Below are 12,998 nucleotides of genomic sequence, written 5' to 3' on the forward strand. Positions count from 1 at the left end.
ATAATTTGGCAGGCTTATACAAGCCAAACCTGCTAAGTTTCCAATCATATCAAATATCTACGATTAAAATGATTCAGCAATGATGAATCCGTTAACCATGTATTACATCGGTATATTCATCAAAAACCTTAGTCCTATTCAAAGGTTCAAAGCCAACGGCACCATTACTATCACCATTTTCCCAATCAGCTCGTGTTCCCCAAGTTATACATGATATGACCTGGCCCAAAAGGGCTCCTATTTTATATTCATGTAATTCAGGAGTATAAGTCCCCTCTGGAGTAACAGAAGAATTAAACTCTGTTACTATCCTTATAAACTGTGCTTTTAATAAAACAGATATATCAATTGTCTGTTTACCATTCATTAGCTCTGTTTCTATAGAATCTTTTACACTTTCTTCATCATCAGAAACCTGTATGACCACTTTTAAACAGGTCTTTTCTGGTATTGTTGCATCAATACTAAGCGTCTTAAATCCCCATAGCTGTTTCTCAGTTTTATAAGAAGGATAAAACATTACTGGTCTTCGCCATTCAGTTTTGTGTATGCCCCTTGTCTCTATATCCCGAAAGTTTAACCAAACAGCTAAGTCATTACCATTTGATCCCACTTGATTGGGATGATCATAAATATCTTTAATTTCACTTTCTGAAAGCTTTGTTTTATAAAAACGAATCTGACTAATCTTTGCTGAAAGATGTGTGAAATATTTAGGTCTGCCAATCTCTTTTATGATATGTCCAATATAAGAATATCCTACAAAGAGTGGCAGCCCTTCCCAATTGCGGAGCGGTTCGCCCATTGGAATGCCAATCGTTTCTGCAACCTTTTCTTTATTGCAATAAGATGCTCCGCCGGTTTTCTTATCAAAAGTAGAACTATATTGAACCCAATCGCCTACACTTGCCTTTCCCCCTTGCCAAGAGTATTCCGTAATTCCATAGCATGTCCCCCACTTGATTTTACCATTTCTCTCCACGCACATTCGTAGTAAATAGGTAGCTCCCCAGCCAGTAGAAATCCCTTTTACCATCAGTGGGTTATGCCCCATTTCATCTTCTGCAGCCAATCGATTGAGATTAGCCCAGACAATGCCAGTATATCCATCCTTTACATGCAAGGTTTCGCTATCAGGTATTTCAATATAATCTCCATCTTTATCAAGACATAGCGCAGACCTATCACTATCAGCGATTAGTCTAGGTGTACCTCTAAGAAAAGCATGATTGCCTTTTCCAGATAAATCTTTAATAATCGGTATCCCTTTTAAAGTTCCCTCAACTGTAATTTTAGTTTCTAGACCCCCTACAGCAACTTTATAGTTTCCACCTTTTACTGCTCGATAAGTGAAGTCTACATTTTTTTTCTCACAAGACTGTAATTCTGCTTTTTGAGTGAGTACAATTCGATCGTCTATGTACAAATCAATATCCATTATAGTGCTGCAATCTTGATTATTCATGATTTCAACGGTCGTAAAAATAATATTTGAAGCCTTTCCCTGACCAGTCATAGATCTTAAATTTTCAAAGACAATTGAGGATGAGGGTACAATATCAATCAACTGCGTAGTATTATTAACGGTTATGATATGTCTCCCTGGTTCCATAATTGTATACTCGGTATGAATCTTTCTTGCTTCTCCTGGATTTAAAGCCACAACACGTTCCTTGCCTTTGACACCAAATAAATTTCGCATAATTTCCTTGCCGTTATCCAATATTGCAAGCGCTACAACTGCCAGTCCACGTCCTTCATTTTTAGCGTAACCTTCAATTGTTACAATTCCTTTTGTGTCATCAGCGCTAATCACTATTTGAGATACAACAATTTGAGATTCTTCTGCTGCAAGAATTACTTCATCAACAAGCTTGCTATCAACTAAATCCTCTTGAAATCCATAGCTTTTAAAGCTTAAAGCATCCTTCGTAATCGTAATACATCCATAATTTGCTTGACCTGTGGCAATTACTTCTGGAAAGTTTGACAAGATTCTTTCGTCTGCGTTTCCAGAATCCAATCCAACTCCATAATCTTGAGCACTTCCTTGGCTTATATAAACAGTTTTTGCCCCAATTTTAGGATTAACAGAAACATTTTTAATATAATAATGCAGATGTCCTGATATTACTAAATTTACATTATAGTTTTCTGCGATAGTAACAATATGCTTATTGGTGAAATCATCTGTATAAGGATGGTGCAGCACTAAGATTCTCCACATTGCCTCTTGAGCCTCTGACGATTTTAAATCGTCAGTAAGCCATTTTAATGTAATGTCAATCTTACTGCTTGTACCTTCATCAACAGGCAACCCCGAGTTTACAGCGTTCATTTCAAAGAGTCCCCATGGGTTGCTGTCTAAAAACACAATATGGGTATTTCCATAGGTAAATGAAATATTGTGACCAGTTTTATCCGTATGATAGACCTTTTGTTGTACACCCATAAAAAAATCATCATAATATGGACTAATGTCATGATTTCCGAATGCATAAATCGCGGGAATTTCATTTAGAAAATGGGCTTTATGAAACCAATTCGTAGAGTATTCATCCTTTTGATAGCCTGTCGCCAAGGATATATCCCCGGAATGGATAATAAAATCGGGTCTATTTTGTAATACAACATCAGTAAACTCCTGGCTTATTCTAAATAAATGGGAATCACTTAAGGTAAAAATTCGAATTTCTCCTGGATTATCACGCAGTGTCTTAAAGCAGCCTTCTTTTATTTCACCTGATTCCAATGCAACCTTATAAGCATACATCATGCCAGCCTTAAGATTTGTAAGGACTGCTCGATACATACAAAGTCCTTCCGGATTATCCTTCCAAGGAGTCCCTCTTTCACACTTCACAACCAGACTATTATCTAACTGTCCCTTAGTTCCATACCATATGATGGAATCAATCGGCAAATCCGTTTCCCAAGCAACTGTTATGTGATTTGTTGTCGGTGCTAATAAATACGGACCATTTAAAATAGTGCCTGAACGCCTCATCTTCTTCCCCCTCTTGCCGCCGTCCTCTGATTTCTCAAATTGCTATTTTAAATGAGAGTCATAGAGATGCATAAAATAACACAGTCTACCTAATAACCATGTGAGGAAATTGTAAATAGTTCTGTGCAAATAGTCAATTTATAAAAAACTTTATTTCTGCTCCATTATCTAGCGATTCATTATTTTTAGTAATTTCTAAGATGCAGTTTTCTGCATCTTAGAAATTATCATATATTAGACTGTACCGCTATAGTAAAAATATTGAGTACACCTTACCGATTACGATTAAGATGAGATTGGAGCTTGTCCATAGAAGAGTTGATTACTTTCTCTAAGGGGTAGTCATATTTACTAAGCATCTTATATGCATACTCAAAATTTCCTACTACCAGATGATAATGTGCATCCGAACCGACTGCTAGTTTAGCCCTATGACGCTTGGCACTACAAATAATCTCGGCACACATGCCTTCACTACCTGGGCGAGCTGCTGGGGAACTATTATTAATTTCCAGCGCAACCCCACTTTCAGCTGCAGCTTGAACTACCGCTTCGACATCTATAGGATACAGAGGAAAATCTGGATGACCAATAATATCCACATACGGATTTTGAATTGCTCCGATATACATTGCAGTATTTTGTTCCATCGTACCTACCGGTGTAACCTCTTTGTGGCAACTGGCAATGACTATATCCAATTGAGACAAAAGTTTTTCATCAAAATCCAATTCCCCAGCAAAATTCATGATATTGGCTTCGCACCCTTTCAATACAGATATTCCAAACATTTCTGAAGGAATATCACGATAAGTATTAAAATAAGCGTGACCAACACTTCCTGGATACCCTGGGCCATGTTCTGTCAAAGCCACTGCTTGCAGCTTACAGTTAGCCGCAGCACGAATCACTTCGGTTACTGTACTAAATCCATGTCGGCAGGCAAGGGTATGCGTATGCAAATCAGCAATTAATTTCATCTATGTTTACCTCAAATTAACTATTACAGTTTAAGGATTCGTCTATCGTCTTTTCCTTCTTCTTAGCCCACAATACTGGTATTATCATCAATACCATAATTGCAACAGAACCCATCCAAAATATAATAAGATTATCGAAATTATAAGTAACTTTACCATTTACAACAAGTTTACTAGCATCCATCATCACACCATTAAGGACATCCTGCAGAGCTGCGCCACCGTAGGCCAATAATCCAACGGTTCCCATCGCAGCACCAGCAGCTTTTTGGGAACAAAGATCTACTGCTAGCATACCGCCGATAAAGCATAATATAACGCCTAACCCAAAACCAAAAATAGAGGCATATATTGTATCTAACATCTGATGTCCAGGTGGAGTGTAACAAAACCCTACAATTCCCCCAAGCATTACTAATCCAAAGACAATAGTAGTTAATGCATGATTCGATTTAAATATTTTGTCAGAAATGTAACCAGAAAGGAATGATCCTACGCCGCCCATTAGAGGTACCATTGCTAGCACGCTGCCCGCTGATACTAAATCATAGGCCTTGCATTCTTGTAGAAAAACCACTCCCCAACTATTCATTGAGTAACGAGCAATCCCCATAAAAGTAGCGCTGAAAGCAATCAACCACACGTACGGATTTTTTATTACTTCCAGTTGGGCTTCCTTGGTTGTTTTGCTCTTTTCTTTCTTCACTTCGATATCTTCGCCTTTAAACTCATTAGCTGAAGGTAAACCATAAGCCTGTGGACGATCATACATAAATTTATACATAATAAAAGCAAGAAACAGGCAAACTAACCCAGGAATATAAAATGCTGATTTCCATCCAAAAGCAACGACTAATAATGCGGTACCGACAAAGGTTGCACCCTCACCAATATAATGGGCAATACTAAATATACCATATTGCGTTGCTACTTCACGCTTTGAAAACCATTGGGTCAAGGAAACTATGCAAGGTGCAGAACCCATGGATTGAAACCAGCCATTCAAAAACCAAAGAATTGCAAATGCCCAAAACCAAGGTGTAAATCCTAATATAATATTAACAACAGCAGCTCCAAGTAAGCCAAGTGGCACGATCTTTTTTACATTACATCTATCAGCAATAAATCCATTAAAACATTTGCCAAAAGCTATCGCTATCAGCATAGCTGAGCCGATAATTCCTAATTCAGTTCCAGTAAACCCAGCTTCCGTCATCATAGGTTTTTTGACAACACCAAGAGTCATTCGTGTTACATAATACATACCATAACCAATAATCATCGCAGTTGGCCCCTGGAGTCGAGCCTTAGTGAACATTTTAGCCACTACTGTAGGATCTTGAATTCGCGGCTTGTCTTCACCAGTTAAAAACCATTTAAATAAGTTCATTCTTTCCACTCCTTTTTTTATATCAGAAATTAAACAGCTATTTTCTTGGCAATTCTAAACTTATTTACTCCTTCTGATCTGTAATTGTATTACAAACCAAAAGCACTTTTGATTTCTGCAGTTTTCACTGGCCTATTTTCAGCTATAGATTTTTTGGCTGCAAGTCCAATAATTACAGGCTCTAAGCCGTCTATCACTGTAACTGGAACATCTGTATCCTCTTCAATAGCTTCAATAAATTCTCTAATCTCGTTAGCATAAGCCTGCATATACCTTTCAAGAAAGAAATGTAGTGGTTTTTCAGCAATAACACCATCAGCAGTACTCACCACGGCAGTAGAAAATGTATCATTACTAATTGCCACTGCCCCTTTAGAACCAAAAATCTCTGCTCGTTGGTCATAGCCATAAGAGGCCTGCCTACAATTATCAATTACAGCCATAGCCCCATTTTCCAACTTCATTGTGATAATTGCTGTATCAATATCGCCAGCTTCACCGATAGCAGAATCCACTAATACTCCGCCTATCGCATAGACTTCTACTACCTCACTGCCTGATAAATAGCGAACCATATCAAAATCGTGAATTGTCATGTCAAGAAACATTCCACCTGATACTTTTACATATGCAATAGGTGGCGCCTCTGGATCACGAGAGGTAATTTTAATGACATGCTGTGTTCCAATTTTACCTGATGCTACAGCCTCTCGAGCTGATCTAAAATTATGATCAAATCTACGGTTAAAACCAACCTGATATTTACATTTAGAGCCTTTCACTGCTTTGATTACTTCTTTAATTTTTTCTACATCATGATCAACAGGTTTCTCACAGAAAACATGCTTACCTTCTTTAATCGCATCTAGAGAAATTTGGGAATGGGTATCAGTTGATGAACAGACTAATACGGCATCTATTTCTTCATCTCCTAAAATATCATGATAATCCTTACTAATCTTCTGAATGCCTAATGACTTCGCCCATTGTTCTGCAGATTTGTCCAAAAATGGATCAGCGATGGATCTTACCTCTGCTCCCTTGACATATTTGCAGATACTTTCTGCATGTACTTTACCAATTCTCCCTGCTCCAATAATACCAACCTTTACCATAACGATACCACCTTCCTTAACTTATTATTTATTATGTTAATATCATCTTTTTGCTAAAACGTTGTTTCAGCGGTAGAGATTATATTAATCTAAGAATTTAAACACAACATACCAACCAAGTATAGTAAGTATGTTTCTAACAATTGTGTTAGTGAAATTTAAAGTAAGCCAATTTAGTATAATAATACCAGCGATCAAATTTATCGATACTTTGTATATTTAATCAACACTGTATTACAACATGATCATATTTTATATTTTTATTCGCAATTAATTGTCGTTTGTTAATGTTTTATGATGACTTTATGATTAACTTATGATTAATTTACTATAATTTATATTTTTTGTCAATGCGAATATTTTAATATTATAAATTTTCATTTTATTTGAATGTAAAATAGTACGAGTTCCTCATTGCAACTTATAGTAAAGAAAATCCCCGATCTTGTTAGGTTTTTCCTCAACAAGATCGGGAATTCTTACATCTGACATAGGACCTGTATGCTAGCAAAAATATTTTTCTACAACAGCTAATGTTTTTTCTTTGGCAATTTTAATTGCATCTTCTATCTCAAGCTCATAATATTCGGGTCTAAATAATTCTACAGATACCATCTCTTCTTTATAGCCAATTTTTTGTCCAAATTCACACATATACTGCAATTCTTCTTTGATTTCCTTATAGCCAGATATGGTTTAATCTTATGTGTCTTGAAATAATTTGCCAGCTCTTCAATACTATGATTTTTAGATAATCCTTTAATTTATCCATAGTTCTAATTTCGATTAGATCATAGCCATATTTTTCACAGAATTGTAAATCTAATTCCAGTGACGATTTTACCATAGTAGTCGCTTGATTAAAACATAACTATTTTTTAATTTTAAGTCAAACGTGCTCGGGCTCTTTTTAGGGTAAATTTTTTCATTTACCAATTCTAACGGTGTTTCAAATATTTTCTCTGATTTTAATCTCAAGTTTGGTGTATAAATATTCTTTTTTTGGTATTTTACTAAGAAAAAAATATTCAAAGAGAATTTTTATGGGCAAATATCCTTGCATTAAGGGCTCTTGTGTTATCGTAAAATCTATTGTTTTATCTTTTATTAACTGAATGGTTTCAGGAAGCAAGTCAAAGCATATAAATTTCACATTCTTTTTGTTAAGCTTCTGAATGGCTTTTCCAACGCCTCCGATTCCTCTACCGGTCATAAAAATCCCATTAAGGTTCGGATATGCTGTTAAAAGTTCTACTGTTTTTGCATAGGAAGATGTAACATTGGCAAGCTCTATCGTATCAACAATTCTTATAGCAGGATATTCTGCGAAAATAACTTCTTCAAAACCTGCTTTTCGTTCCCTCAATGCCTTAATCTTCGCAGGTCCTGTTATGATTGCTACCTCTCCGCCAGTAGGCAATAAATCTCCGAATAGCTGCCCAGCTACACGCCCGCTTTTCTTCAAGTCCTGCCCAATAAAGCACATTTTGTTGATACCAGAAACGTCCGTATTAAAGGTTACAATTTTTATATTTTTCTTTGAAAGTCTATTTAATTCATTCGTTACTGCCTCTTCATCAAGAGGAGATAATGCAAGAGCTCGAATATTTTTCTGCTCCAGCTCTTTTATGTATTTCAATTGCTCATTTACATCAACCTTCTGCATTACACAGCATTCGATGATAATACTTGAGTCTTTCCATTCATCACGAGCTAATTGAACACCCTTATGAATTTCATTAAATAGCTCATCTTTTTTGTCTAAAATAATGACTCCGATTTTTATAGGATTTTTTTGAAAGGCCAAAGCTTTGCCAACTAAGTTTACGGTATAGCCTAATTCCTTGGCTACATTTCTAACACGTTCTCTCACTTCATCACTTACACCAAGTCTGTCATTTAACACTTTATCTACTGTTCCTCTTGAAACATTGGCAGCTTCGGCTACTGATTTAATCGTGACTCGCATAAACTCCACCTCACATGAATTATATGATTTTTCTTTAGACTTTTAAATCATAAATAAGTACATGTGACGTTATTTACTATGCGATTTTGATAATGCACAAAGTTTTTAACAACCACTTTACTTTATAATAGTTCTTTTTTTATTCTGGCTAGAGTTTCAGGTCCTTGATAAGAGATTTTTTCTGGAAATCCAAACAAAGAAACAGATGCAATGGAATCATCTCGCTGAGCAAACTTCATTTCTAGAAGTTTTTGGAATAATAACGTGTGATAGATCATCGCCTGCATACTCAAGCATACCAACAACATCACCTGCGCCATTATTCTTATATCCAGCGCTTTAAGAGCTCGGGCACGTTAAGGACGTTCTGTTATAATGAAACATCAATCAATTTCATTATCCTAAGAGTTAAATATCAGCAAGCATAAGCCATAAAATAAGATTAACAATTTTCTCCAGTCATTTGAATTGTAGTTAGAAATGATTTACTAGAGCAACGGTCATTATTTATGACTTACTACTTGCGAATATTTTTAATTGATGTTAATACTCCCGAGCTTGATCAATATTCTTTCTTATTGTTTTATATACTTCCTGAATCTTTTGGCTGCTAGACACTTCAGCAACACCAACTCGCCACCATGACTTATAATTATGTATCATGGTTTTAGGCAGCACTTTTATATCAATCAGCGTAGAAACCGTTTGTTTTTTTGAATCAATGACTGCAGCTTTCAGTTCATCTACTGTTTTAACGGTATACGTCTTGCATCCATAAGAAGCTGCGTTCATAGCAAAGTCAATAGGCACAAATCCGCCATCTAATTTGCCGCTTACTTTATCTCTAAATCTAAATTCGGTACCGAAGCTTCCCATTCCGTGCCCAATTTGTAAATTATTAATACAGCCAAATGTCATATTATCCAATAGTATCACATTGATCTTTTTTCTTTCCTGGATTGAAGTCGGCAATTCAGAATGCAGCATCATATAGGAACCATCACCAACAAATGTATATACTTCCTGATCTGGCGCAGCCAATTTCACACCCAAGCTTGCATTTACTTCATATCCCATGCAGGAAAATCCATATTCCATATGATAGGTATTCGTTCCTTTTGCCCGCCAAACTCGCTGTAAATCTCCCGGCAAGCTTCCAGATGCACCAACAATAATATCAGTCTCACCAAGCAGTTCATTCAGTACACCTAAGACTCTTGACTGGGTTAAGCAGGAACCAGTTACTTTATTAAATTCTTCTAAGACGGCACGGTCAAGATGATCGTCAATTTCAGGTACAAAACCTTCACCTGTATATTCCACAGCATATACTCGATCTACTTCTGCCTTCAATTTATCTTTAGCATCTTTTATCTGGGTTTCATAGTCTGACTGATAATCTATTTTATCCAATTCTTCCGTTAATACTTCCAAAGCAGCTTTTGCATCAGCGACCACTTTTACGCCATCCAATTTATAAGCATCAAAAGCAGCTACATTTATATTTAAATAGTCTACCTCTGGATTTTGGAATATCCATTTTGAAGAGGTTGTAAAGTCTGTATACCTCGTACCTACACCAATGACAAGATCTGTTTCTTTCGCAATTGTATTTGCTGCCAAACTGCCTGTTTCACCAATTCCGCCAAGATTTAGTTCATGATCCCAGATGATTGCTCCCTTACCAGCTTGTGTTTCTCCAAAAGGAATATTGAACTTCTCGGCAAAGAGTTTAAACGCGGCTGCCGCTTCTGCATATTTCACTCCACCGCCGCATATTAGAATCGGTTTCTTCTTCTTTGAGATAAGGGCAACTGCATCTTGAATCATTTCTTTCGTTGCAGGTCTTCTTTCAATTCGGTGAACTCTTTTTTGAAAGAAATACTCTGGATAATCGTAAGCTTCCCCTTGCACATCCTGAGGCAGAGCGATTGTCACAGCTCCAGTGTCTGCCGGATCTGTTAATACTCTCATAGCGTTGATGCAGGCAGTCATGAGTTGTTCCGGACGAGAAATTCGATCCCAGTATTTGCTTACTGCTTTAAATGCATCGTTTGTGCTGATGGAAAAGTCATGAAATTGTTCAATTTGCTGTAGAACAGGATCTGGCTGCCGGGTAGCATATACATCACCTGGCAAGAATAATACAGGAATTCTATTGGCAGTAGCAGTCGCTGCTGCCGTTACCATATTAGCGGCCCCTGGTCCTACGGATGAGGTACAAGCATATATTTGTTTTCTAAATTTTTGTTTAGCAAATCCAATAGCTGCATGGGCCATTCCTTGCTCATTCCGTCCCTGATGAACGATTAGATCACCTGCATCCTGCTCTAATGCCTGCCCTAATCCGATTACATTACCGTGACCAAAAATGGTGAAGATACCTGCAACGAATTTCCTTTCTACACCATCAAATTCAACATATTGGTTATTAAGGAATTTTATAAGTGCTTGAGCAACTGTTAGTCGTATTTTTTTCATAATGCCACCTCGCCTATCATTATTCGTTACTTTTGAGTGACGAAATCATCTATCTATCAATAGATTTTTTAAAATCCTATTTTTTCTTTGATATACTTTCTAGCCTTTTGCGCATATTCAAAAGCATTTGCTTCTGCTGGATCCTGTTCTGCTTCTACCAACAGCCATCCCTCGTACTTATTTTCGGACAAAATCGTAAAGATTGGTCCAAAATCAATGCATCCATCTCCTGGTACTGTAAATGCACCTGCTCTAACCCCTTGAAGGAAACTTAATTTTTCCGTTCTAACTCTCTCTCGCATTTCTGGGCGCACATCTTTTAAATGAACATGTTTAATTCTGTTAATATATTTTTTTAAGATGGAAATAAAGTCTTCCCCTGAATATGCTAAATGTCCTGAGTCAAATAATAAATACACCAAGTTTTCATCTGTCGTATTCATAAGTCGGTCTATTTCTTCTGTTGTCTGAACCACCGTTCCCATGTGATGGTGATAGACCAATTTCATATCCTTTTCTTTTGCTAAATCACCTAATTTGTTTAAGCCCTCTGCAAATTTTTGCCACTCTTGATCATTTAAATTATACTTTCCTGTAAATATCGGAATATCCAGCTTTCCTTGTATACTATGTCCTTGTTCCGATACTACAATAACTTTAGCCCCCATGGCATGGAGAAAATCTCTATGTAAAATGAATTCTTTTGCCGTATCTTCATATGGCTTTGTTGTCAAAAAGGCACTAAACCAAGCACTTGCAATTTGTAAGCCTCTTAGATCAAGAGCTTTTTTTAGAACCTTTATATCTTTAGGATATTTACAACCAACTTCTGAGCCAGTAAAACCAGCAAGAGCCATTTCGCTTATACATTGTTCAAAAGTATTCTCTTTCCCTAGATCCGGCATATCATCATTCGTCCAAGCAATGGGTGCAATTCCCAACTTTACTGTTTCCTTATTAAACATACCTTTCCTCCTGCTTCACAACTGATTTCCCTTGGCATTCAAATCTCTTCAATGATTGTACAGTATACCAATACATCCCAATACAAAATATTGCGAATATTAGTTGTAGCTTGTTACTTTTATTATTTATCTGGCCATATTTTCACATTTTGATCTAATAGCCATGTATGCTTTTCATCATCAATTCGGTCCGTCCATGGATTATTTTCCAAATGTCTGATCATCCAACAATAATACATTGCATAACCTGGAGCAGATGCTTGGGGGTGGACTAAGCCTCCCGGTATTGTTAAAAAACTATTATCTTGTATTTTATAAGCATCTTCACCGACTAGGCATAAACCAAATCCCTGTGGCTTATTGAATTTATAGTAATACACTTCTGGCTGAGGATGATGATGTGGAGGGTAACTCGACCACTTACCTGGATAGGTGATTACTTCGCCCATAACCATATTGGAGTAAGGGGCATTACGATAATCAAATACGGTCCTAACAACTCTTCTAGCAACATCATTCCAAACGCCTTCACCAAAAATATCACTTTGACAGTCAGCAGGACTGTATAGTTTAGCTGCAAATCCATTCTCATTTTCAGTACATTGAACGAGTATTTCACTTGCCTCCAAAAATTCTACAGTAACCTCTGTTTCTTTAGGAACATGCAAGCACCAAGGGTCTTCATCAAATACAGATCTTCTTTCAATCACTTCTTCTCTAACCGACCATTTTATTTTTATCTTGCCATCTAATAACAAAATAGCGATTTCTTTATGCTGCTGATAATAGGATTCCCGAGAATCCTTATCGAGCTTTACAATACAGATATCCATTAGCATTTCTTTATTTTTTCCATTGACTTCACATAATGAATTTAAACCATATTTTAACTCACCTATATTGTGAATCATAATGTTATCCTCCTACATTCTTGCTACCATCTCTCCATGTTCCTCTTTGCTTTTTCTGATGAATTCTGTTACTTCCTCAACCGTCGGCATTGCTTCGGAACAGCTATGGCTAGCCACCAACATAGCAGCTGAAGCACTGCCAAATTCTAAGCAGTCAATCATGTCCCAACCTTCCAACAA

At 36.7% G+C, this 12,998-nt stretch carries 10 protein-coding genes; all 10 read right to left on the reverse strand.

The genetic code is table 11. The annotated features are described in order from the left end of the window. Positions 1-91 precede the first annotated feature (91 nt). Positions 92-3,007 (reverse strand): purple acid phosphatase family protein, encoded by a 2,916-nt coding sequence (locus tag BMZ99_RS13175; protein WP_090937934.1) that lies wholly within the window; start codon positions 3,005-3,007, stop codon positions 92-94. A 272-nt stretch (positions 3,008-3,279) separates the two neighbouring features. Continuing rightward, on the reverse strand, positions 3,280-3,987 hold the full coding sequence (locus tag BMZ99_RS13180) for a phosphatase (RefSeq protein WP_090937938.1): 708 nt from the start codon (positions 3,985-3,987) through the stop codon (positions 3,280-3,282). 16 nt (positions 3,988-4,003) lie between these two features. Next, a complete protein-coding gene (locus BMZ99_RS13185) occupies positions 4,004-5,377 on the reverse strand; it encodes an MFS transporter (protein ID WP_090937941.1) in 1,374 nt (457 codons plus the stop codon). A gap of 89 nt (positions 5,378-5,466) precedes the next feature. Next, a complete protein-coding gene (iolG, locus tag BMZ99_RS13190; RefSeq protein ID WP_090937944.1) occupies positions 5,467-6,492 on the reverse strand; it encodes an inositol 2-dehydrogenase in 1,026 nt (341 codons plus the stop codon). Positions 6,493-6,996: 504 nt separating this feature from the next. Next, complete coding sequence (locus BMZ99_RS27385) at positions 6,997-7,146, reverse strand: hypothetical protein (protein ID WP_281246797.1); 150 nt, start codon at positions 7,144-7,146, stop codon at positions 6,997-6,999. A 295-nt stretch (positions 7,147-7,441) separates the two neighbouring features. Continuing rightward, positions 7,442-8,461, reverse strand: coding sequence for a LacI family DNA-binding transcriptional regulator (locus BMZ99_RS13200; RefSeq protein ID WP_090937947.1), 1,020 nt, complete (start codon positions 8,459-8,461; stop codon positions 7,442-7,444). Positions 8,462-8,583: 122 nt separating this feature from the next. After that, positions 8,584-8,781 carry a hypothetical protein gene (locus BMZ99_RS13205; protein WP_175490547.1) on the reverse strand — a complete coding sequence of 66 codons (198 nt, stop codon included), beginning with the start codon at positions 8,779-8,781 and terminating at the stop codon, positions 8,584-8,586. Between the two features lie 223 nt (positions 8,782-9,004). Beyond that, positions 9,005-10,942 carry a 3D-(3,5/4)-trihydroxycyclohexane-1,2-dione acylhydrolase (decyclizing) gene (gene iolD, locus BMZ99_RS13210; RefSeq protein ID WP_090937950.1) on the reverse strand — a complete coding sequence of 646 codons (1,938 nt, stop codon included), beginning with the start codon at positions 10,940-10,942 and terminating at the stop codon, positions 9,005-9,007. 68 nt (positions 10,943-11,010) lie between these two features. After that, a complete protein-coding gene (gene iolE / locus BMZ99_RS13215; protein WP_090937953.1) occupies positions 11,011-11,907 on the reverse strand; it encodes a myo-inosose-2 dehydratase in 897 nt (298 codons plus the stop codon). A gap of 122 nt (positions 11,908-12,029) precedes the next feature. Then, positions 12,030-12,818, reverse strand: coding sequence for a 5-deoxy-glucuronate isomerase (locus tag BMZ99_RS13220; protein ID WP_090937956.1), 789 nt, complete (start codon positions 12,816-12,818; stop codon positions 12,030-12,032). Between the last annotated feature and the right edge of the window lie 180 nt (positions 12,819-12,998).

The organism is Pelosinus propionicus DSM 13327, from assembly GCF_900114615.1.
Classification (GTDB): Bacteria; Bacillota; Negativicutes; order DSM-13327; family DSM-13327; genus Pelosinus; species Pelosinus propionicus.

Excerpts from the sequence above, each read along its gene's own strand:
- BMZ99_RS13200 (WP_090937947.1), bottom strand. The coding sequence starts at position 8,461 with ATGCGAGTCACGATTAAATCAGTAGCCGAAGCTGCCAATGTTTCAAGA.
- iolG (WP_090937944.1), bottom strand. The coding sequence starts at position 6,492 with ATGGTAAAGGTTGGTATTATTGGAGCAGGGAGAATTGGTAAAGTACAT.
- BMZ99_RS13185 (WP_090937941.1), bottom strand. The coding sequence starts at position 5,377 with ATGAACTTATTTAAATGGTTTTTAACTGGTGAAGACAAGCCGCGAATT.
- BMZ99_RS13175 (WP_090937934.1), bottom strand. The coding sequence starts at position 3,007 with ATGAGGCGTTCAGGCACTATTTTAAATGGTCCGTATTTATTAGCACCG.
- BMZ99_RS13180 (WP_090937938.1), bottom strand. The coding sequence starts at position 3,987 with ATGAAATTAATTGCTGATTTGCATACGCATACCCTTGCCTGCCGACAT.
- BMZ99_RS13220 (WP_090937956.1), bottom strand. The coding sequence starts at position 12,818 with ATGATTCACAATATAGGTGAGTTAAAATATGGTTTAAATTCATTATGT.
- iolD (WP_090937950.1), bottom strand. The coding sequence starts at position 10,942 with ATGAAAAAAATACGACTAACAGTTGCTCAAGCACTTATAAAATTCCTT.
- BMZ99_RS27385 (WP_281246797.1), bottom strand. The coding sequence starts at position 7,146 with ATGTGTGAATTTGGACAAAAAATTGGCTATAAAGAAGAGATGGTATCT.
- iolE (WP_090937953.1), bottom strand. The coding sequence starts at position 11,907 with ATGTTTAATAAGGAAACAGTAAAGTTGGGAATTGCACCCATTGCTTGG.
- BMZ99_RS13205 (WP_175490547.1), bottom strand. The coding sequence starts at position 8,781 with ATGGCGCAGGTGATGTTGTTGGTATGCTTGAGTATGCAGGCGATGATC.